General features: G+C 45.3%; 19 protein-coding genes and 2 pseudogenes. 16 read left to right on the top strand and 5 right to left on the bottom strand.

Features of this window, described 5'->3' with window-relative positions:
- Positions 1–38: 38 nt before the first annotated feature.
- From ABGT54_RS10575 to ABGT54_RS10550, 6 genes and pseudogenes are all read left to right on the top strand, one after another.
- Positions 39–962, top strand: a pseudogene (locus ABGT54_RS10575) (IS110 family transposase); the annotation flags it as partial.
- A 560-nt stretch (positions 963–1,522) separates the two neighbouring features.
- The gene (istA, locus tag ABGT54_RS10570; RefSeq protein ID WP_346664063.1) at positions 1,523–3,154 is read left to right on the top strand and encodes an IS21 family transposase; all 1,632 of its coding nucleotides are present in this window, start codon (positions 1,523–1,525) and stop codon (positions 3,152–3,154) included.
- A complete protein-coding gene (locus ABGT54_RS10565; RefSeq protein WP_346664062.1) occupies positions 3,138–3,887 on the top strand; it encodes an ATP-binding protein in 750 nt (249 codons plus the stop codon). Before istA ends, ABGT54_RS10565 begins: the two co-directional genes overlap by 17 nt.
- Before the next feature lie 370 nt (positions 3,888–4,257).
- Positions 4,258–4,668 (top strand): transposase, encoded by a 411-nt coding sequence (locus ABGT54_RS10560; protein ID WP_346664061.1) that lies wholly within the window; start codon positions 4,258–4,260, stop codon positions 4,666–4,668.
- On the top strand, positions 4,662–5,003 hold the full coding sequence (gene tnpB / locus ABGT54_RS10555; protein ID WP_072524981.1) for an IS66 family insertion sequence element accessory protein TnpB: 342 nt from the start codon (positions 4,662–4,664) through the stop codon (positions 5,001–5,003). The genes ABGT54_RS10560 and tnpB overlap by 7 nt, the downstream gene beginning before the upstream one ends.
- Positions 5,004–5,146: 143 nt before the next feature.
- Positions 5,147–6,763 (top strand): IS66 family transposase, encoded by a 1,617-nt coding sequence (locus ABGT54_RS10550; RefSeq protein WP_346664060.1) that lies wholly within the window; start codon positions 5,147–5,149, stop codon positions 6,761–6,763.
- Between the two features lie 222 nt (positions 6,764–6,985).
- Here ABGT54_RS10550 and ABGT54_RS10545 read toward each other — a convergent pair whose 3' ends face one another.
- A complete protein-coding gene (locus ABGT54_RS10545; protein WP_346664059.1) occupies positions 6,986–7,864 on the bottom strand; it encodes a hypothetical protein in 879 nt (292 codons plus the stop codon).
- Positions 7,846–8,310, bottom strand: coding sequence for a helix-turn-helix transcriptional regulator (locus ABGT54_RS10540; RefSeq protein ID WP_346664058.1), 465 nt, complete (start codon positions 8,308–8,310; stop codon positions 7,846–7,848). Before ABGT54_RS10540 ends, ABGT54_RS10545 begins: the two co-directional genes overlap by 19 nt.
- Before the next feature lie 294 nt (positions 8,311–8,604).
- Here ABGT54_RS10540 and ABGT54_RS10535 point away from each other — a divergent pair, with 294 nt between their 5' ends.
- From ABGT54_RS10535 to ABGT54_RS10515, 5 genes are all read left to right on the top strand, one after another.
- Entirely contained in the window at positions 8,605–9,477 is an 873-nt protein-coding gene (locus ABGT54_RS10535; protein ID WP_346664057.1) for a tyrosine-type recombinase/integrase, read from the top strand.
- Positions 9,470–10,627 carry an IS91 family transposase gene (locus tag ABGT54_RS10530; protein WP_346664056.1) on the top strand — a complete coding sequence of 386 codons (1,158 nt, stop codon included), beginning with the start codon at positions 9,470–9,472 and terminating at the stop codon, positions 10,625–10,627. Before ABGT54_RS10535 ends, ABGT54_RS10530 begins: the two co-directional genes overlap by 8 nt.
- 435 nt (positions 10,628–11,062) lie before the next feature.
- Complete coding sequence (locus tag ABGT54_RS10525; protein ID WP_024720800.1) at positions 11,063–11,251, top strand: hypothetical protein; 189 nt, start codon at positions 11,063–11,065, stop codon at positions 11,249–11,251.
- Between the two features lie 31 nt (positions 11,252–11,282).
- Positions 11,283–12,179: a site-specific integrase gene (locus ABGT54_RS10520; RefSeq protein ID WP_346664055.1), complete on the top strand. Its 897-nt coding sequence runs from the start codon at positions 11,283–11,285 to the stop codon at positions 12,177–12,179.
- 71 nt (positions 12,180–12,250) lie between these two features.
- Positions 12,251–12,559, top strand: a complete 309-nt coding sequence (locus ABGT54_RS10515) for a hypothetical protein (protein WP_346664054.1) — start codon at positions 12,251–12,253, stop codon at positions 12,557–12,559.
- 195 nt (positions 12,560–12,754) lie between these two features.
- Here the strand turns inward: ABGT54_RS10515 and ABGT54_RS10510 are convergent, their stop codons facing one another.
- Positions 12,755–13,381, bottom strand: a complete 627-nt coding sequence (locus tag ABGT54_RS10510) for a TetR-like C-terminal domain-containing protein (protein ID WP_087156614.1) — start codon at positions 13,379–13,381, stop codon at positions 12,755–12,757.
- A gap of 198 nt (positions 13,382–13,579) precedes the next feature.
- Between ABGT54_RS10510 and ABGT54_RS10505 the strand changes: the two genes are divergently transcribed.
- Positions 13,580–16,726, top strand: a complete 3,147-nt coding sequence (locus ABGT54_RS10505; protein ID WP_346664053.1) for a YhgE/Pip domain-containing protein — start codon at positions 13,580–13,582, stop codon at positions 16,724–16,726.
- A 117-nt stretch (positions 16,727–16,843) separates the two neighbouring features.
- Here ABGT54_RS10505 and ABGT54_RS10500 read toward each other — a convergent pair.
- Positions 16,844–17,026 (bottom strand): annotated as a pseudogene (locus tag ABGT54_RS10500) (MerR family transcriptional regulator); the annotation flags it as partial.
- 269 nt (positions 17,027–17,295) lie between these two features.
- Between ABGT54_RS10500 and ABGT54_RS10495 the strand changes: the two are divergent.
- The 4 genes from ABGT54_RS10495 (at position 17,296) to ABGT54_RS10480 (ending at position 20,506) form a co-directional block, all read left to right on the top strand.
- A complete protein-coding gene (locus ABGT54_RS10495) occupies positions 17,296–17,628 on the top strand; it encodes a DUF3795 domain-containing protein (protein WP_346664052.1) in 333 nt (110 codons plus the stop codon).
- Positions 17,629–17,779: 151 nt separating this feature from the next.
- A complete protein-coding gene (locus ABGT54_RS10490) occupies positions 17,780–18,139 on the top strand; it encodes a hypothetical protein (protein WP_346664051.1) in 360 nt (119 codons plus the stop codon).
- A 592-nt stretch (positions 18,140–18,731) separates the two neighbouring features.
- A complete protein-coding gene (locus tag ABGT54_RS10485) occupies positions 18,732–19,202 on the top strand; it encodes an LURP-one-related family protein (RefSeq protein WP_346664050.1) in 471 nt (156 codons plus the stop codon).
- 257 nt (positions 19,203–19,459) lie between these two features.
- Positions 19,460–20,506: a helix-turn-helix transcriptional regulator gene (locus tag ABGT54_RS10480; protein WP_346664049.1), complete on the top strand. Its 1,047-nt coding sequence runs from the start codon at positions 19,460–19,462 to the stop codon at positions 20,504–20,506.
- 710 nt (positions 20,507–21,216) lie between these two features.
- On the opposite strand, the gene ABGT54_RS10475 is transcribed toward ABGT54_RS10480, so the two are convergent.
- Positions 21,217–22,395: a tyrosine-type recombinase/integrase gene (locus ABGT54_RS10475; protein ID WP_346664048.1), complete on the bottom strand. Its 1,179-nt coding sequence runs from the start codon at positions 22,393–22,395 to the stop codon at positions 21,217–21,219.
- Positions 22,396–22,605: the final 210 nt, after the last annotated feature.

Here is a 22,605-nt window from a genome sequence, read left to right as displayed (position 1 = left end):
TTTTTTGCCCTTTTGAATTCATCACTTGACATTGTGGCAAAGATCCAAAGACTATCGCTGCATTGGTAAATGAAGGACGCTTTTCCTATCCCTATATTCCAACAGGGGTTTATGCAGAGATCCGGAGCCTTTCAAATCTGCGTTTTCAGACGCAGGAAGAGATCACAAGGATCCGGAACCGGATTGCACGATGGATCAGTATCTATTTTCCCGAATATAAAGACGTTTATGGGAAACTGGATGCAGTAAGCGGGATGATGGTGCTTAAGGAGGCACCACTTCCGGTGCAGATAAAAGAACTGGGAGCGGGAGGGATCAATCAGATCTGGCGGGACGCAAAGCTGAGGGGCGCCGGGATGAAGAGGGCAAAGACCCTGTTATCGGCAGCGGAGCACAGCGTTGGGAGCCAGGAAGCACCAGAAGCGGCAAGCATGGAGATCTGGAACCTGTTGGAAGACTATGAGAAGTACAGCAGCCGCATGGATGACCTGATGGCTAGGATAGAAGAAAAGATCAAAGAAGTCCCCTATGTAGATAAACTTCTTGAGATCAAAGGGATCGGGCTGAAAACGGTATGTGGATTTATCGCAGAGGTCGGCGACCTGAGCAGGTTTGATGACCCAAAGCAGCTGCAGAAGCTGGCAGGATATGCGATTGTAAAGAACAGCTCCGGGAAACATGCAGGTGAAAGTCATATCAGTTACCGAGGACGGAAGAGACTGAGATATGTGCTGTACGAAGCAGCGATATCCGTGATAGGAAAAAATGGTGAATTCAGGGAGATCCATCGGTATTATCAAACCAGAGAGAAAAATCCCCTGAAGAAGATGCAGTCGGTGGTAGCGATAGCATGTAAAGTCCTTCGAGTTTTCTATGCCATACTAACAAAAGGTGTAGATTATGATGGAGAAAAGATGCTGGGAGATATCAGGAGACCCGCAATGAGTGTCCAGGCTGCATAAGAAGCTCAGTAGTCCTAGGGAAGACTGACGTGGTTGAAGTGAGCAGTCAGATACAAAGCGTTCTGTCTGCTGACCTCAGCCACGCCGGGAAGAAAACGGAAGACTGAAAGAACTGCTGTGAAGCAGAGGAAAAGGTAGAACGTGGAAGGGGAACGTCCGCTGGGAACAGCGCTGTCACGGGAAGCCGATCAGCAAATGTTATGAATACAAAGAATGAGCCAGTAGTCGGCAGGAATATTTTCCATAGGGCAAGACCCTGGCAAGGAGCTAAGCTGACACCCTGGTTATGGGCAGGTGGAACGAAGGAAGTGAGGACTAGTACAGAAATGTGCAGAGATCCTGGTAGACACGGGAGGTGCGCCGCCATAGATGGATGGGGTATATACAAGGCCATGTAAAACGGAAAAATAGAGACGTTTTATTTCGTATACCTATAACCACCTATTTTCGTACCAGATACAGAAAAATGCTCATGATCGAGGCTCATTCATCTGAGATAGAAACTTAGAAATCCCTTGATTTTAAGGGAAAAAACACTTGACTAAATAGGGAGGTAATGTATGCTCGATTACAAAGACATCATTATCAAGCACTATGCTCTGCATATGTCTGGCAGGCAGATTGCAGCAGCTATAGGTGCAAGCAAATCAGGAGTCAACGATTTCCTGAAAGCGTTTGAGCAGTGTGAATCACTGTCGTATCCGTTGCCTGCCGGGATTACCAACTATGGCATAGCGGAACTGGTCTATGGCAGAAATCCTGAAGGAGTGAATGGACGAGATCTAAGCTTTGAGCTTCCCGACTTTGCTGAAGTGGAAAAGCAAATGAGCAGCCGGAAGAACATGACGCTGGTGTTTCTTTGGGGACGGTATAAAAACCGCTGCATGGCAGAAGAGAAAAAATTTTATTCCTATCGCCAGTTTTGCGACCGATATATGTCTTGGCGTGAGGCGAATTATGAGACACTGCATTTCAATGCTGTGATCGGCGAAAAAATGGAGGTGGACTTTGCAGGGAAAACATTCTCTATGATCAACCGTCTGACCAGAGAACTCAGTACGATCGTCGTATTTGTGGCAGTGCTTCCCTATTCTCAGTACATTTACGCAGAAGGGATGCTCTCTACCAAGGAACCTCAATGGATTGATGTAAACAATCATGCATTGCGCTTTTTTGGCGGCGTTCCTGCCATTGTCGTTTGCGATAACTGTAAACAGGCTGTGACGGTCAATAAAGACTGGATCGAGCCGGAGCTTAATAAGGATTACGCTGAATGGGCCGAGCATAATGGTACTGTGATCCTTCCAGCCAAAGTACGGAGGCCCAAATTTAAGAGTTCAGTTGAGAACTCCGTAGGCATTCTTGAAAAAGGATTTTTCCATGATCTAGAGGAGCGGCAGTACTTCAGCCTTGAACAGTTTAACGCAGATTTATGGGAGAAGCTGGATGAACTGAACGAGCAGAACCTGAAAAACCGAGACTATAGCCGCCATGATCGCTGGCAGGAAGAAAAAGATGAGTTGATGCCGCTGCCTTCTACTTTTTATCACTACATGGAACGGAGAGAGGCCAAAGTATCAAGTGATTTTCATGTCCGTTTTGATAATGCGTATTATAGTGTTCCCCGGCAATACGTACATAAGCGGGTACTTATCAAGGCAACTGCAACACTGATCCAGATCAGTGCATTATCAGGCGATCTCCTTTGCGAATGGCCCAGAGCCAAATATAAAGGTCAGTGGCTCACAAATCCAGAACACCTGCCTGGGAACAGCCGTGAAATGGCTGAATGGAATGGCCCATACTTTATACAGAAAGCGATGACGATTGGCCCCAATACCGTGGAGGTGATAAAACACATCCTCTCCAGCAGGAAATATGAGGTGCAGACCTATCGGCAATGCGTTGGCGTACTTGGTTTTGCTAAGAGATACGGAAAAAAAGTGCTGGAAGAATGCTGCAGGCAAGCGCTTGGACTGAATAAAATCACCTATACTTTTATTAAGAACTCTGTTCCTGCGATTGCCGAAGAACTGACTGACAGTACTAAGATTTCGCAAAGGAATGAAGAAAAGAATAAAGGCGCTTATGTCATGAGTTCCGCATCTGCTGATATCAATCGCCTTCTGGCCAAAAGCCAGTCCCTTGTAGAACAGACACAGAAGGGAGGGCATCATGATGAAAAACGCTAATTCCCTGCTTATGGATCTGGAAGAACAGATGAACATGATCGGACTCCCGCTGATGGCGCTCAAGTTGGATGAACTCTACCGGTCATCAGATTTTCTTACCATGGATCGGCTGGAGATGGTATCATCACTTCTGAAACCGGAATACGAAGATAAAACAACAAAACGCTTTAACAATCGGCTCCGCACTGCCCATTTGATTGGCACGCCTTGTGATATCTCGCAGTGCAGAGACTCTTCCCAGCGGCGATATGAGCCAACCGATGCACCGAAAGTATTGTCAACCCTCCAGTTTATTGAAGACGGTCTGAATGTCTGCATACTTGGACCATCAGACAGCGGTAAGACGTTCCTGGCAAAAAGCCTTGGTGTAGCTGCTTGTGAAAAATACCGCGTTAATTATTGCCATTGCAGCGAATTATTGGAACGCCTTGTTGCTGCGAAATCTGCAGATTATACAAAATACCTGCGTGAAATAAAAAAGATTCTTGGGTTTCAACTCCTGATCCTGGATGATTTTTTGTTAAATACAATCATGGATGAACGGGAAGTCAAAGTATTGATGGAAATCCTTGAAAAACGCATCGAAGCATCCAAAAGTACCATCGTCTGTTCTCAGCGTGAACCTGGGAGTTGGAAAGCGATGATCATGAATGACGAAGTATCGGCCAACGCTATAATGAAGAGGGCAACGAAGCACTACATTGTTGTCATTCAGCCTATCGAAAACCCTTAATAAAGGTGGCCGTTGTGCTCCGCCGAGTGGCCGCTGGCAAACGCACCAGTGGCCGCTGCTCGGCGCAAATTGCACACCAACGGTTGTTATGAGAATAAAAGATAAAAAATAATGCAAATCTTCCAGTTTTTTGGATATAATTACATGGTGCTAGCACCATGTAGATAGAGTGATTAAGAAGAAATATTCGTGATACCCGTATGATACCTGTTTGATGGGAAACTATAAATAAGGCGTGAAATTTGGATATTATGAATATAAAAATCGTAAGCGCCAAATATTCCTGCGGATTTCCTGATCCCCAAGTTTTGCCTATAATTGTAGTCGATAGATATTTAGACTATTTCACTACAATTATGGAGGATAGGTTATGGCAGGTACTCGCAAAGCCCGGGTTCCGATGGCGGAACAGATCCGGCTTATCAATGAATGCCGCAAAAGCGGCATGACAGATGCTGACTGGTGTCGTGAAAACGGCATTGCAGTAAGCACCTTTTATAACTGGGTCAGCCGGTGTCGGAAAGCGGCTCCGGATCAGATCCCAGCGGCGAATTATGGTCATCTTGAGGCCCCACGCCCGAAACAGGACGTGGTCCCCATTGACATTGTTCCGGATCACATTCCGGAACAGCATACAGCATCACAGATGCAAAACCCGTACCTTGACAATTCACATACGATTGAAGTTGCTATGAAGGATATCACAGTCCGCATCAGCAATGATGCCGATCTTGTCCTGCTCACCAGGACATTCCGCCTGCTTCAGGAGTTCTCGTGTTAGGTGATATCTCCGGGCTTGAGAAGATCTACATTGTCTGCGGCTATACCGATATGCGGAAATCCATTGACGGACTCTGCGCCGTTATCGAGGACCAGCTTAAGATGGATCCGTCGTCCAGTGCTCTCTTCCTTTTCTGCGGAAGAAGACGGGACAGGATCAAAGCCTTGTTCCGGGAACCGGACGGCTTCGTTCTGATCTACAAGCGGTTGTCTGTCCGCGGCGGCTATCAATGGCCCAGGAAGCAGTCGGAAGTCCGGAATCTTTCCTGGCGGGAGTTTGACTGGCTGATGTCCGGGATTGATATTGACCAGCCCAAAGCCCTCAAAGCAGAGTAAAAAATCATCTGGATTTCAGCAGAAATCCTGCACAGAAAAATCCGAAAATCCCCTGTAGATTCGGCATTTTTCAGGAGCCATTTTCCTTTAGTAAAATCTCCGTTTCTGGTATAATAAAGGTATCAAATCCGAGGAAAGAAACGATGGCTTCCAGTGCGAAAGATATGCAGCTTCGAGAGCTGAAAGATACCGTATCACAACTGAAAACAATGATATCTGAACAGACGGAACTGATCCGATCTCTCCGTCTTGTGATTGATGAAAAATCCAATCACGAGAAAGCGCTCCAGGAACAGGTAGACTATCTGACCAAAAAGCTTTTCGGCTCATCCAGCGAAAAAAGATCCGATGACATTCCGGGACAACAGAATCTCTTCGATGAAGCGGAAATGGAACAAGCCCCGTCTTTGCTGGAAGAAGAGACCGTGATCCGGGAGCATACCCGTAAAAAGAAGGCAACCCATGAGGAACTTTTCAAAGGCCTGAAGGTTGAAAAAGTAGTGATCCCTCTTCCGGAAGAAGACCAGATCTGCCCGGTCTGCGGTACGCAGATGGTCCTGATCGGTGAGGAGTATGTCCGCCGGGAACTGGAATTCATTCCTGCCACCTGTAAAGTGATCGAATACTACAGCCAGAGTTACGGATGCCCATCCTGCAAAGAAGGACTCGGTGATACGGAAAAGCCTGTGATCGTAAAGTCTCAGGTTCCGGCGGCTCTGGTTGGGAAAGGTCCTGCCTCAGCATCCACTGTTGCATGGACCATGTATCAGAAGTATGCCAATGGGCTTCCCCTTTACCGGCAGGAGAAAGACTGGAAACAGTATGGGGCCCAGATCAGCCGCACCACTCTTGCCAACTGGATCATCTACTGTTCACAGAACTATTTCCAGCCATTGTATGATTACTTCCACCGTGAGCTGCTGAAGCGCAGTTTTGCAATGGCAGATGAGACACGGGTCCAGGTATTGAATGAGGAAGGCCGCAGAGCACAGATCCAGTCGTTCATGTGGCTGTTCCGAAGCGGCGAGGACGGGCTACCGGCAATCATCCTGTATGGCTATTCCCCGACCAGGAGCGGCAGCCATGCAAAGGAGTTCCTGGAAGGCTACAGCGGATACCTGGAAACGGATGGATATCAGGGATACAACAATCTTCCAGGGATCAGACGCTGCTCTTGTTGGGCGCATATCCGCCGATACTTCATCGATGCCGTTCCCAAAGGAAAACAGTATGACTACAGCCAGCCGGCAGTGCAGGGAGTCCAGTACTGCAACCGGTTATTCGCCATTGAGGATTCTATTAACAAAAAGTATCCCGGTGATTATGAAAAGCGGAAGCAGCTGCGTCTCGAGAAGGAAAAACCTGTTCTGGAGGCTTTCTGGTCGTGGCTCGATCAGCAGAAGCCAGTCCGGAATACCCGGATGGATAAAGCTGTGAATTATGTTCTCAACCGGCGTGATACAGCAGAGACCTATCTGGAAGACGGACGATGCAGCTTTACTAACAATCTCAGTGAGAATGCGATCCGTCCATTCGCAGTAGGCCGGAAGAACTGGCTGTTCAGCAATTCCGTAGAGGGAGCGAATGCCAGTGCCGTGGTCTACACAATGGTTGAGATGGCAAAAGCACACGATTTGAATATTTACGGATATCTTAAATTTCTGCTGGAGCACCGGCCAGGTAAAGACATGACCGATAAACAGCTGGCAGAGCTGGCACCTTGGAGTGAAAAACTCCAATCTATCAAAAATCGCATGTGAATTATAGTGAATTACTCCAACTCGCAAAGGGCTGGGGTAATTTTAAATTTTACCGCGGTATTATTTGGCGGTTACTAAAAATCGGCAAAAGGTAATTATATATTTAACAATTATGTTATAGATGCAGGGAGTTTGAATAGGAGAGTAAAGCCCACAATCCCAGCATTTATGCGGGGTTGCGGGCTTTTTCTATGTTTCGTGACAATCAAATGACAATAATAATTAAGTATGAGATTGGATATTTTTGTTTAAACTAAATAAATTATTTGGTAGATTACAAGATTTATGAAGTCTACAAAAGGTAATTTCTTCAAAATTTTTTGAAAATTCATCAGATTCTTCTTGGGATATTTCAAATTCGTAGGTGCATTGTTTACATTTATCAACACCATAGTGGATAGAGAGATTCAATAAATATTTGTCTGCTTTCCAATAAAAATATTGTTTTAAAGTTTTATTTATTGAAGAGTATTCGTTTGTTCGTTTATATCCAGCTTTGATAGAGGCAATTGTTGTTTTCAGTTCATCAATAGTTTTGCATGAGCTGATTTGGTAATCAGGATTGAAATGCATAAATTGAAAAAGAGAAGTTTCATTAGCATTACATTCAGAATTAACTTTTGACGCATCATCTTGAATTAAAAATTCGATAATAAATGGTTCTAATGTATTTTCCTTAATTTTGTAAGGGCGGGCATATGTTGCAGAGTTTATTCTATTTGCTGTGTTATTGCCAAACCAATTTAAGTATATAGAATCAAGGGAAGACCATTTGTATGTTTTTTCCCATGTATCAGATTGTCGTTTTAAGGTAACCTCAATTGATGTGATAGTAGTATCCTGATTTTCACATTGAATGCAAAACATTAGTTTAAAGTAACATCCAGATTCATTAAATAATAATGAAAGAGGGTTATTTTCAAAAGGTATAATAGACAACTTTAATCTTTTTGTCTTTTTATAAAGCCACTGTAGGAGTGGTACACCTATTGAAATAGCAATTGCAATAATAGAAATAATCAATGAATATTTTTCGTAAGAACTCATTGCAGAATTCGTGGTGTTCTGAATGATAGTTGAAGCTAATATTTCTGATGACATTTTAATCCTCTCAAGATATTATTTGGATATTTACTTCTCCAAGCTAAGTATTCCTCTTCTGTAATTTCCTCGTTTCTGTATTTCTGGTACATATCTGCCCATTCACCAACTTGATCCAGCATATTTAATGAATCATGTCCTTTATCCTTGAACATCAATTGAGGCACCCCGGATTCATCTCTGTAGGCATGGAGTCCATACTGGTCTTCCAATGCGAAAAGAGAATGCATAACACTTATATAGGTATCAAAGTTAGGATCTGCCAGTGCGAACGGGCTGATTTTTAATGCATTGGCAATTTTTTCTAATTGATCCTGAGAAGCAGTGCGGTTCCCAAGTTCATAATTTCTTACAGCTGACTCACTTAGTCCTGCCTTTATGGCCAATTCTTTTTGGGTATATCCTTGTTCTAACCGATATTTCCTGATTTTATCTCCAACAGTCATAATTAATCGCTCCTTCGCAGTTCTTGTCTCTTATTGTACCAAGCCGCTAGCGCGGCGGCTAGCCCTAAGTACGTAAAACCACCACTTTTTCAAAAAAAGTAGCAGTTTTTGAATATATGTTGTATTGTTAAGTTACCACACGAAACATCCCACATATACACAAAAACTGCTATGCTTAGTTTACCATGGATTTTCAAACTCAACAACTACATATCTTATCTTTTTCCAAGACCACCCCCCTTGAAAGAACTTTCTCTCATTGATTAAATTACATTCTTTCAAGGAGGTTCCGTCATGGACTATTTCAAAGTTTACCGGGAGATGCTTTCTCTCCGGGGTCTTACTGACCATACTGTAAAATCTTATTCCACTTACATCCGCTCTTATCTGGATTACCTTCAGACTGTCCTCTGCAAACAGCCAGAAGACGTTTCCTGGGAGGAACTCCGGGAGTATATCCGCTGGCTGCAGAAGAAGCGTTCCCTCTCCGACCGTACCATAAACGCCTGTATCTCCCAGCTGCGTTTCTTTACCATGTTTGTTCTCCATAAGCCCTGGGATCCCACCCGGCTCCCCATGAGGAAGTTTGACTCTTATCTGCCCTTTGTCCCTTCCCGGGAAGAAATGCAGATATTCCTTTCTTCTATTACCGACCCGAAATTTAAAGCACTCCTCTGCCTTATGTTTTCTGCCGGGCTTAGGATTGGTGAAGTCCGCCATTTAAAATGTTCCGATATCGAACACTCCAGAAACAGGATCCTGGTCCGTTCCTCCAAAAACCGTTCCTCCCGCTACGCGCAGCTCTCGGAACAGGCATGGCGGCTGGTCCTGCAATACTGGTATTCTCTTCCGGCTGATGAGCGCCCCCGCGACTGGCTTTTCCCTCAAAAAAGAGACCCTTCCAAGCCCATCGACCATCAGCGTGTCCCTGACTTTATCCTGGCCCATGAAAAGCATCTTGGCTGGGAACACCGCTTTACCTGCCATACCTTCCGCCATGCGTTTGCTACCTATCATTATGAAGACGGTACGGATCTTCTGACTTTAAAAGCGTTAATGGGGCACCGTTCGGTTTCTTCCACTGTGCTTTACGTCCATCTGTCTTCCCAGACTTTTTCTTCCGCTCCCAGCCCGTTTGAAAAGATGGGAGGGATGCTCCATGAGTAACTTCAGGATCCAGGACATCTGGCAGAATTCCTATGCGGATTACTGTCGGTCCGGACATTTCCAGTCCCAAGAACAGAGAAAAGCTTCCCGTGCCATCCTCGCCTGCAAGTCCGGCAGGCTGGGTATCAATGTCAGTGAATGCAGCGAATGCGGGCACATGGAATTCCACAAGAATTCCTGCCGTAACCGGAACTGTCCCATCTGTCAGGCTGTCCGCAAAGAACTCTGGGTGGACCAACGCAGGGCGGAAGTCATTGGCTCCCCTTACTTCCATGTGGTATTTACGCTCCCTCACGAACTCAACCCCCTGCTCTTCTGTAACCAGAAGCTTCTTTACGGGCTGCTCCATAAATGCTGTGCGCAAACACTCCTGGAACTGTCTGCCGACAAAAAATACCTCGGGGCACAGCCCGGGATCATCCAGGTGCTCCACACCTGGAACCAGGAACTGGGCTACCATGTCCACATGCACTGCATCATCTCCGGGGCAGGGCTCACTCCTGACCGCAGGATCCGCAGCGCCTCCGCTAAGTTCTTTATCCCTGTCCGGGTACTCAGGGATAAGTTCAAGGGGAAATATCTTTCTCTTCTGGACGCCTGTTACCAAAAGGGGGAACTTGTTTTTTCGTCCTCCTGCAGTACTTTGCAGGATCCCTGCATCTGGAAGACGTTCAAAAACAGCCTTTATGAGAAAGACTGGTGCCCATACATCAAAGAAACCTTCAACGGTTTCGGGAATGCGATCGAATATCTGGGACGGTATACCCACCGGGTTGCCATCTCCAACAACAGGATCCTGTCCGTAACGGAAACAGAGGCCACCTTCTCCGCACGGGGGAAAAAGCCCGGTGACCCAAAACGGGAGATCACCATCAGCCACGAAGAATTTATCCGCCGGTTCCTGATGCACGTGCTCCCCGCCGGTTTCCAGAAGATCCGGTATTATGGTTTCCTTAATAACCGGATGAAATCCAGAAACCTGAAAATAATCTTCCGGATCCAGGGCGGCCAGAGATTCCGGCAGCGTTATGCCGGGCTGTCCATGGCAGAACTGCTCAAGGCGGTCTGGAACATTGACCTGTCCATCTGTCCGGAATGCGGCTGCGCTTCCATGCAGCAGCTGGGGAGGAGTTATGCTCCTTTCCCATAAGCGAAAGTCCTTTTCATACGGTTTTTTTAAGGCCTCCCTCTGGAAGGCCTGCGAAGCATGCCCGGAAATCCGTTTTCCGTTAGAAATTTCCCCCAGTCTTACCGTTTTTCACAGGAAATGGGAACTTTCTCGGCCCTCCGGAAAGATACAATCCCCATAGGTCTCCCAGCTGACCGTCCGCGGCCTGGTACAATTGGAAAGAATCACATTCAGAGCAGTTTTATCTTTTGTATAGAACTGCTCTTTTTGTCTGCTCTGAATCTGATACTTTCCTAATGAATTATAGCATGAACAGTTCAAAAATGAAATATAAAAATAAACCGTTCAATATTGAAATTATTCTGTTGACATTTCGAAAATGAAATGTTATGATACAAGCGTACCGTTCAGAAATGAACTGATAGAATTTATAAAAAGGGAAAGGAGGAAGAAAATATGGCGAGCAAATTATTTATCTCAGCAAAAGAAGTTGCCCGGGAATTAGAAGTATCTGATTCCTTTGCTTATCGTCTGGTACGCAAGCTAAATGATGAACTGGAAAAACAGGGATTTGTGGTTGTTAAGGGTAAAATTAGCCGTAAATATTTTGAAGAACGTGTTTATGGTATGAGCGAAACAAAATAATGTGAGAGTTCAAGAAAGAAGGTGAAAATGAATGGCAGTTATTAAAAACAAAAAGACCAATACTTATGAAGTTCGCACTTATTATAAGGATTGGACAGGTGTCAGAAAGCAAAAGACAAAGAGAGGATTTAAGCGCAAATGTGATGCGCAAGACTGGGAGAGAGCGTTCAAATTAAAGGAAAATAGAAGTCTGGATATGACATTCGGAGATTTTGTAAATATTTATCTGAACGATATTAAACCCAGGATTAAATATAATACCTGGCTGACTAAAAAGCACATTGTCGATAAGAAGATTCTCCCGTATTTTACGGACAGAAAACTACAGGAGATCAAGACGGCAGATATCCGTCAGTGGCAAAACATGATCATGAATCATCGAGATGCCAATGGAAAGGGATATTCGCAGGTATATCTTAAGACAATCCACAATCAAATGAGTGCGATTTTGAATCATGCGGTTAACTTTTATGATTTGAAAAGTAATGTTGCACGTAAGGCGGGATCAATGGGAAAAGAAAAATCAAAGGAAATGCTTTTCTGGACAAAAGAAGAGTATACACAGTTCATTGAGGCGGTTGCAGATAAGCCCATATCCTTTTACGCATTTGAAATTTTCTATTGGTGTGGATTGAGAATGGGGGAGCTTTTGGCCTTAACACCTGCAGATCTGGATTTTCGATCCCATACTATACGCATCAATAAATTGGACAAGGATAGTGGATTTGAATGGATCGGGGAATATGACATCAGCGCTGACGATTTGCTTAGCGGCAACTGCCGGGGAAAGAAAATAAAGGAGGCAAAAGAATTACTGCTTGAGATATTGGCAGATGGGGCGGTTGAACAGAATGTAATCGTCAAGAAGTCAGAAAGCCGTGGCATGCGCCTGTCTATTACAGACAAGAGAAAGGGTGATATTAGATGATCATTCAGCCGGACAGGAAAAGCCGGAACGAAACGGAATTATTCTATTAAAATGAAGCTGGGAGAATTGCCATGCTCAATGAGGTTTTCGGGAATGTGGAGTTGAGCGAGGCAGAAATGCAGACGCTAATCTGGCTTGTAAAACGGGCGGAAAATACTGTGGCGAATGTAGTCTCTGCGATCCGAAAGGCGATGACTTCGGATGCAAGCGGCGGGAACTGCAGCCCCGTCCATAGGACGGGAAAGGTCTACGCTCCGCTTCGGTCGGTGCAGAGCAGACGTCCACCGGACGTCTTGCACCCCCGGCAGGGCGCAAAGGCAGCTTTTGATGGACGGAACGGCTGTCAAAAGTGCTTTTTGCGTTACTTTCGACGAAAGTAACAAAGCTTATGCGCCGTATCCGGCGCTGATTACTACCCGACAAGGGAGAAAGGAGAGTTATTGAAGAGGACAATCAGCTTTATGACAGGGAAAAGGAGGAAAAAATCAAAGAACTGAAGGAAGAGTATCAGAAAGCTCTGGAAAAGCAATAAAAATCCCGGTCAGACACAGATCCTGAAGAAGTGTCTGCCGGATCTATTCCGGCAGAGGGCTTTTGGAACCTGACAGAGGTGTCTGTGAGGGCGTGTTATCAGGATACATATGACGGAGGGCGTTCATGATCAGCCGGAAGGTGAGCTGGGCCATATATTGAGGCGTTTCATCGGTATCGGATGTTAGCCAGGTTTTCACCAGACCGATGCAGCCGGAAAGACAGAAAGAATAGGAATATTTCAGGTCTTCAATAGTGTCCGGAAAAGTTCGGCGCAGTACGTTAAGACTGTGGGTGGAAATCAGATTTTCAATGCGATGGATAAACGCGATATCCCCGTTTGGCCCCAGCAAGGCGTTGCAGATATCTTTGTTTTCTGCCAGGATATGAAAAATATCCTCAATAAAAGGAAAGCTGGATTCGTTAAAGGGACTGACCGGATGATTCTGAATGGTCTGGCGGATCTCTTCCAGCAGTTCTTCTTCAATGGTGGAAAGCATATTGAAAATATCCGTATAATGGAGATAGAAAGTAGAACGGTTGATATCCACTTCCTCTACCAGTTCTTTTACAGTAATTTCTTTAATACTTTTTTCCTGCATAAGTTTTGCAAGCCCGGCTCGAAGCTGGGCTTTTGTTTTGCGGATTCTCCGGTCAGTTTTTTCTTTCATAGATTTCTCCTTTCGAAAATATAAAAAAATTATAAACCATAGACACTAGATAGACATTTTGTCTATTAATAGACGCAACGAAGGATTATTGTCGGTTGTAAGGTATTTATAACCCTAGTATAATGCAGTATGTGTAAATAATCAACATAGTATCTATTAAACTATAACTAGTTGCACAGACAGAAAGGAGACAGGAGAATGCTGAAACTAGAGTGGAAAAAGCTACTGAGTAATAAACTCATGTTGGTAGTTATTGTTGCGATTATTGCAATTCCTACCATTTATACCACCCTTTTTCTGGGATCCATGTGGGACCCTTATGGCAATATGGACAAATTGCCCGTGGCTGTGGTGAATGAGGATAAACCGGTAGAATATGAGGGAGAAACATTAAACATAGGAAAAGAAATGGTGGAGAATCTGAAAGAGGACAGTTCTCTGAATTTTTCTTTTACAGATAAGGAAAGGGCCCGGCAGGGGCTGAAAGACGGAAGTTATTATATGGTCATTACCATACCGGAGGATTTTTCAGCCAATGCAGCCACCCTTACCCGGGAAAAACCTGAAAAAATGGAACTTTCTTATGAAACAAACCCGGGTACCAATTACATTGCTTCTAAGATGAGCGAGACAGCTATGGAGAAAATCCAGAGTTCTGTCCGGGAAGAAGTTACCCGCACCTATGCAGAAGCGGTTTTTGAACAGATCGGTAAGGCCGGGGACGGAATGGAGGAAGCGGCAGATGGTTCCGGGAAGCTCCAGGAGGGAACCCGGGCACTTGCCTCAGGAAATGAACAGATCGAAGAGAATTTACAGGTTCTGGCAGATAGTACTCTGGTATTCAGAGATGGCAGTCAGACCCTAGAAGAGGGACTAAAGACTTATACAGATGGAGTAACAGCCGCAGACAAGGGAGCACGTGAACTTCAGGATGGGGCCAGTGAACTGAACAAGGGGACGAAAACCCTGGACAGCGGGGCAAAAGAACTTGCCGGCGGAAGTGAAAGCCTGGATGCAGGAGCCCAGTCCCTGGAAGAGGGCATGGGACAGTTAGAAGGAAAGATCCCGGGACTTTCTCAGGGAGTCCGGGCATTATCCCAGGGGGCTTCCCAGCTTGCCGCAGGTGTCAAGACAGCGGGAGAGGGAAGCAAAAGTCTGAAGGCAGGAGCTGAACAGACAGACAGGGGTCTTGCATCTTTACAGGAAGGACTGGATCAGCTGAACAGTGCAGCATCCCAGCTTCCCGGGCAGACACAGAAACTTCAGGAAGGTACAAATGAGGTTTATGAAGGGGCAGCTCAGCTTTCCCAGGGAATGAAGCTTCTGGAAGAACAGGCAGTCCCCGGCATTTCTGCCAGTATTGATCAGGTAAACGGACAGCTGCAGGATGGAGGAAAACAGGTTTTTGACTCTGTGAAAGAGGGCGCGGACCAGTTAAAATCCAGTGCCGATCAGCTCCTTGCGGGGATTCAGGGAACGGAGAGCATGTCCCAGGAAACAGGAAGTGGGGACCAGCTGGGCGATACTTTAGAGAGGAATGCCCAGGAAGCCGGAAACCAGGCAGAGGCAGCCCAGGCTGCGGCAGAAAATCTGGGAGGTGTGGAAAGTACAGACGCCTCTTATTTAAGTGATTCCTTGCAGCAGGCAATTGATTCAGGAGATATAGATGCAGTGGCATCCGTTGCCTGGGAGGCAGTGGCAGCTGCACAGCAAAACGCCGATGCAGCCAATGAGGCGGGAAGCCGTCTCCAGGAAGCTTCTCAGGCTCTTGGGAACAGCAGTGCCGCCCTGTCTCAGGATCAGCAGACCATGGCAGAGGCAGCCCGGCAGGCCCGGGATATGACCGGGGCCGGTTTGGCAGGGGAAAATTCTACAGACCTGAGCAGTGTGGTAAAGGGTCTTCAGGCATTATCAGAAGGTCTGGGACAGTTGTCTGCTCAGACAGAAACAGCCGGAGAACAGTATCTGGCAGGAGTGGACAGCGGCATGGAGCAGCTGAAGAGCGGAATCGGCACACAGGTTGGAGACAGTCTGTCTCAGCTGAGGGAAGGTGCTGACCGTCTTACCCAGGGAAGTGGAGAAGTGAACCGGGGAGTAGAACAGCTGACTGAGGCGGCACCTGCACTTGCCGGCGGAATCCAGAGTGCAAAGGATGGAGCCGGAGCACTGAAGACACAGGGAACGGAAGCACTGGTACAGGGAGCCGGGCAGCTGGATGAGGGATTTGGCCGTCTGGTACAGGGGAGTTCTGATCTGGATAAAGGAGTACAGGAAATGCAGGGACAGCTTCCGGCTCTTTCCCAGGGAGTGGAACAGCTGTCCCAGGGAGCAAAGGATCTGAAACAGGGAACTGGAAGTCTGAAGACAGGAGCCCAGACCCTTTCTCAGGGAGCAGGAACTCTTTCGGCGGGTATGGATACCTTGGTAGCCGGAACCAGCAAGTTGTCCCAGGGAACCGGCCAGCTTACTGCAAACAATCAGGCTCTTCTTGGAGGAGCGGTACAGCTGGAGGACGGAGCCTCCCAGATCAGCAGCGGAGCTTCCCAGCTTCATGATGGAAGTAAAACTCTTGGATCCGGGATTGAACAGCTGGCGGAAGGAACTAGGACTTTAAAAGACAGTCTGGCAGAGGGGGCAAAACAGATCCGGGATACGAATAAAGGAGAAGATACGGCGGATATGTTTGCAGCTCCTGTGGAAACAAAAGAAACACAGATCACCAGGGTAGAAAATAACGGCCATGCCATGGCCCCCTATATGATGTCTGTGGCACTTTGGGTAGGCTGTATTGCCTTTAGTCTTATGTATCCGCTGACAAAGTACAGCGGAAAGCTGAAATCCGGTCTGGCCTGGTGGGGAAGCAAGGCATCGGTACTGTATCTGATTGCCCTGCTCCAGGCAGCGGTGATGATCTTTATGCTTCATCTGTGTGACGGTTTTGAGCCGGTGGAAATGGGGAAAACCCTGGCGGTGGCCTGTCTGGCTTCGGTGGCTTTTATGTCTGTGATGTATTTCTTTACCAATACTTTTGGCAAAGTGGGAAGTTTCCTGATGCTGGTATTTATGGTGATCCAGCTGGCAGGTTCTGTGGGAACCTACCCCCTGGAACTGTCCGGAAGCTTTGTCCCTTATCTTCATGACTGGGTACCGTTCACTTATACGGTGGAAGCCTTCCGAAGTACCATATCAGGAGGAGAAAGTATTCAGGAAGCCGTAATATTCCTGACCGTTTTGTGGATCGTCTTTACCCTGCTGACCATTCTGGAGTTCCAGATCCGAACCCTTAAGATGAAAAGAGGAAAAAGGACTCTGGATAACTGGTTAGAGGAAAAGGGACTGGCATAAGAGAAAAAAGAAGGGAAAGGACTTTGTACTGCCTTTGAAAAGACAGTGCAGGGTCCTTTTTTTCGGCCATCCATACACTATAATTTATATAAGCTTTACAAATTTATCCTCTGTCCGCATTTCTTCCGGTATCTGTGAATACCAGTCTTCCATTACCTCAGAGAAATGTTCCAGATTATGTTTCATCTCTTCAGTGTATTTTTCAATACTGCCAAACTGCTGGATGGCGAGCTTTGCCACATGCTCTTCATCATCTTTGATTTTCCGGATGAACATATCAAAATTTTCAATACTTCCCCAGTCCGGCCGGCATGTGGTATGATAAAACTATTACAAAGGAATGTGCTTGCAGCAGCGGGAAAGTGCGCCGGTTTTGGAAAAACGGCCGGCAGCGATTGGCAGGGAGCTGAGCGAAGTGGTTAATCGGAAGAAACTGCGGTTGCAAATGCAGTAGATCCAAAGAGGGTATGGGCAGAAGCTGTACCGGAAGAAGGAATTGAGCTTCCCCAATCGGATCATTCAGCAGAGGAATGGGAGGATAAAATTAGAAGTTACGGAGGTACATGAGCATGAATAAAATGATTGCATACTGTGGGCTGGATTGTGAGAAATGCGATGCATATCTGGCAACCATCAATGACGACCATGAGCTGCGCAGAAAAACGGCGAAGTTATGGGCAGAATTAAATAATGCACCGATTCTTCCTGAGCATATTAACTGTCAGGGCTGTCGGGCTGAAGGAGTTAAAACTGTGTTTTGCGATCGTATGTGCGGCATTCGCCAATGTGCATCGAAGAAGGGTGTTGCCACTTGCGGTGACTGTTCAGATTTAGAGAGATGTCCCACAGTTGGGGCAGTCCTGAAGAATAATCCGTCTGCGCTGAAAAATCTGAAAGGATAAATTATGCATAAACTGATTATACTCAGAGGAAATTCTCTTATGGTTTAAATTTTGGAATGGCGAACTTGACATGTGGATTGATTTCCATTCAGCCCATAGAATAAAGGCGTTGAGTGTAAATTTGTGATTGCAAAAGGGGGAAAATCGTCCAATGAAATATATGACCTTTAATTCTTCCTGCGCCTATGCAGGCGTTGCCAATATGCTGGAACAGTATGGTGTGGATACCGATGACAGATCCATCGCAATGGGAATGAAACTGCCGTACCTGTTTTCCTATGAGAATGGGACATATCTGGCAGGCCCCATGCTTCAGAATGCAGAGTGGTTCAATCTCTTTCTTATCCCACAAGGTTTTGAGATGTGTGAAATAGAACTGCCTGCGGAACAAGTTGCAGACTATTTGAAGAAGCAGAAAACCGCCATGCTTGGCTTTCGAATGAACGAGAATAACAAACACGCTGTTGTGTACATCGGTAGCCATGATGGAAAACTGGTGTTTCTAAAATAACAAGTGGGAGCATGATCCTGTCCCGGAGCAGTTTCAACTTGCTGATACAGAGATTTTGAATCATATAAGCTCGTCCGTAATGATTGCCACATTAAAGCAGATCACTCCCAAAGAAGTTAACCTGAACGGCAAGTTAGCAGACTCTGTTTCAGTGATTCGACGGAATCTGGCTGAGATTAAATCGTGAAGTAGAATTGGCCGGTAAATTTTCGCATATTCAAAAGAGTTTTCTCAATGTTCTGCGGCAAGATCCCAATACAATGGTAGTCCTTGGAGAATATGTCTCTACGGCTGATTTGGAAAATGCTGTGGACGGCTATATAATGTTGATAATGGTTACAGTTCAGCCAGGTCTGTGCATTCGCTGCACAGATCATGTGAATGCATAGTGCCTGTGGGCATCTGGCCCATTGTGAAGCGATTTACAATGACCGGATGGAGCAAAGATACCGGAGAAAATCGAAAAGGCGTCTGAAGAGACAGAAAAAAGCGAGAAATGCCATTCACCGTTCAATTGTTTTTTTATGATAAAAGAGACAGATACGGAAGTCACGAGAAGTGGATGCGGAAATGCATCAGAGAGGACGGACATATGAAGTTATTATTTAAACAGAGATTATTTTCCTGGCTGGACAGTTACGATATTTATGATGAGCATGAAAATACGGTTTATACGGTCAAAGGACAGTTGGCATGGGGACATTGCCTTAAGATTTTTGATCCCTGTGGCCGGGAACTGGGAATGGTGAAGGAACGTGTGCTTACGTTTCTTCCGAAGTTTGAGATATATGAAAGGGATCGGATGATCGGATCTATCTGTAAGGAACTGACCTTTCTGAAACCACGCTACCATATTGAATTTAACGGGTGGAATATTGAAGGGAGCTGGACAGAATGGGATTATTCTATTACGGATCACGTCGGGAAAGTGGTGGCAGTCATATCTAAGGAACTGTTCCATATGACAGATACATATGTTCTGGACATTGTAAATCCGGAAGATGCACTGTATGTGCTGATGTTTGTACTGGCAATCGATGCGGAAAAATGTTCGAGACAATAAGGCGGAGTGGGAATTTGATGTTCAATGGATGGTGTAACCGTTCTGCTGACCGAACACTTATGAATAATCAATGTTAAAACTCCCGGATCAATCAGGTAAAGAGCAGATAAAATAATGCGCATGGAAGAAAACATGAGCACTGGTTAATTTTTTTGAGGATTACTTAACGGAAGTTCAGTTGTGGATATTACTCATGTCTGATAAGATGGAGTAAAGCAGCAAAGGCCTATGCAAATCAAAGTGAAGGAGATGTTCCTATGTCCTTGGGAAAAGTGATCAGAAAATACAGAAAAATCAGAAATATGACGCAGGAAAAAATGGCAGAGAGACTGGGAGTGACGGCTCCGGCAGTAAATAAGTGGGAGAATGAAAATTCTTATCCGGATATTCTGCTCTTGGCGCCGATTGCCAGACTGTTAGGGATTTCATTGGACACATTGCTGTCATTCAGAGAAGAACTGACAATGGAAGAGATCACAGGGATTCTTTATGAAGCGGAGAAGAAATTAAAAGAGGAATCTTTTGAGGATGCGTTTCAATGGGCAAAGAAAACATTGGAAGAATATCCGAACTGTGAGCTGCTGATTCTGAATCTTGCGATTCTCTTTGATGCACAGTGTATTATGCAGGAGATTCCGGAAGAGGCAGGATATGAGGATTATTTTTGTTCCCTGTATACCCGTATTGTAGACAGTGCGGATGAGGCTGTACGGGTCAGCGCTGCAGATGCGTTGGTGAATCTCTATATACGCAAAAAGAAATATGATATGGCAGAAAAGTATCTGGAGTACTTTTCCATTCAGAATCCGCGAAGAAAACAAAAACAGGCACAGATCTATGCAGAGACCGGCCGGATAAAGGAAGCGTATAAAGCGTACGAAGAACTTTTGTTCTCGGATTATCAGCGAAGCAGTATGGAACTGCAGGGGATGTATCTGCTTGCGGTGCAGGATGCAGATCAAGAAAGAGCGCGTATGCTGGTGGATAAGCAAAAAGAGATTGCAAAATGTTTTGAGATGGGGAAATATTATGAGATTTTCGGCGAGCTGACAATTGCAACAATGGAGAAAGATGCGGATAAAGTGATCGCTGCAGCAGAAGAAATGCTTTCCAGCATGGAAGAAATCGGAAGTTTCAGATATTCTCCCCTTTATGAACATATGGAATTCAAAGAGGTCAACAAAGAGTTTACCACAGAAATGAGAGAAAATCTGTTGAGATGTTTCCGGGAGGAAGAAAGGTATAGTTTTTTACAGGATGATGAGAGATGGAAGAAACTGGTACAGCGTTCGACAGATAACTGAACCAATCGGGAAAACAGGCAGCGAGACATATGGGTATTTAAAGCGGATGATATTGGTGATCTGATGATTGAGGTTGACGCAGAAAGTTGATCCCCGGCCGTTTGTCGGGAGCCTTATCAGAAAAGGAAAGGCTCCCGGCAAACGGCCGGGGTTTTGACTTTAAGAAATTTCTACCGCTTTTTCCGGGGAATTCTGCTGTTTTTTTTTCGCTAAATTTCGTGTATCATATATAAACGAGCTCAGCGAATTGAGATTTGGGGTTAGGGCAGCGTCCTGCAGGATTCCGTATGATTTGATGAATCGGGTGCTGTATGACTGATTGAGCAGATACCAGGGCCAGGGTATCAAGGCAAAAGATCTCCGGGATTTCAGAACAGTATCCGGTCTGAAATTCGTCGGAGTCTGTCGGGTTCTGCAGAATACATGTAAAAGTGGAAGGAAAGAATCGTAAATGAACTTTGCGTGAAAAGACCAAAAAGAGGAACTTTTTTAAAATAAAGGAGCGAAGAGCCTATAAGACATATTTGTGTGAATGGAAAGGGGAAGGCTGATATTTCTGAAGACATTGAATAGATACAAAAAGCAATGAAAAGTGTTTTTTTTGGGATAATTTCAAAAAATCCCGCAAAGCAGAAAACTGCTCTGCGGGATTTTTGTTTATAGAATGGGCGGTAAATTTCTTAAAGTAAATAACTATAGGAGATTTCTGTTTAAGCTTTTATTTCATCGACAGCGGGAGAAGGCTGACCATTTGTCTGACCAAGAACAGAAATTTTTCCGAGCTTCTCCATCTGAGATTTTTTCAGTTCCATGGAAGGATGGACATACCGTTGAAGCGTGGTGTTTACACTGGCGTGTCCCAGGATTTCACTCAGAGATTTAATGTCGAATCCGCTCTCAATACAGCGGGTTGCAAACGTATGCCGCAGCACATGATAATTGAAGGGTTCAAAACCGTGTGCTTTCAGAATCGCTTTGTATCGGTTCAGATAGCAGCGAGGCTCCATAAAAGTTTCTTTTCCGGTGAGAATAAAACAGGAATTCTGCTTCTGAAAGGTTCGCAGATAAGATAAGGCAAAAGCCGGGAGGGGAATCTGCCTTCTGGAACAGTCTGACTTTGGCTCGTTGAGAATTACTTTTGTTTTTGCCGGTGATTCCTCCGAAAAATTTCTTACACGGATCACTGTGTTGCGCACTTCCAGGATGCCTTCCTCAAAATTGATATCTCCCCACCGGAGCGCGCACATTTCACCGATTCTGATCCCTGCATACAGAGAAATGAGAATTCCCAGATAGGCTGGCTCCGGATGATTCAAAATCACATACTCCAGTCTTTCCTGTTCCGTTCGTGTCAGGATCTTAATCCTGGGTATACTGTTTCTGGGACTTTTGATTGGAATTGAGGCCATTCCTTCTATGCCATTGTTTTCCCCGTATTTCAGAATCAGCTTTAGTACAGACAAAAGATCTGTCACCGTCTTCGGTGAAAGGCCGCCGGTTTGACTGCGTTTCAGTTTCTTCTGGGTAAACTGTTCAATCACTGCAGAATTCAGTGCACTGACATTGATATCTCCAAGGCCCGGGCGAAGATGAGCTTCACACAGATACGAATACTGGGAATACGTCGATTCTTTGACCCTTGTGCTGACGTAATGCAGCCAGGAATCCATCACCTCCTCAAAACGGACGTTTTCGCCGTGTTTATTCTTCGATACTTTCACGGATTCCCGGTCTGTTTGAGCTTTTATCCGTTTGTTTTTGACTTCCTGATACGTTTTCCCGTAAAAATAAAGATAGCGGGCTTTTCCCTGCTCGTCGTGATCATACAAAAGGCGTGCCTCCCACCTCCCATCTTTTCTTTTTCGGATATTTTCACCATGTCTTCCCATAATCACTTTTCCTTTCCGTCAAAAATCTAATAGCCTTAATTATATGGGGTTATTATGACCAGAATTATGACCATTAATGATTCTTCACATAGTTTCTCTTCATGCAAAAGTTTAAAAAAAGGTTAGAAAACCGCCCGCTTTCCGTCTGATTGTATTTGACATATGCTAAGTTTCTGTGCTAATATATTACAAAGTTGGAAGAAAATCTCA

It is taken from the genome of uncultured Merdimonas sp., assembly GCF_963929015.1.
In the GTDB taxonomy this organism is placed as follows: Bacteria; Bacillota; Clostridia; order Lachnospirales; family Lachnospiraceae; genus Merdimonas.
The sequence above is the reverse complement of the archived record's forward strand: the minus strand, read 5'-3'. Positions and strand labels throughout refer to the sequence as shown.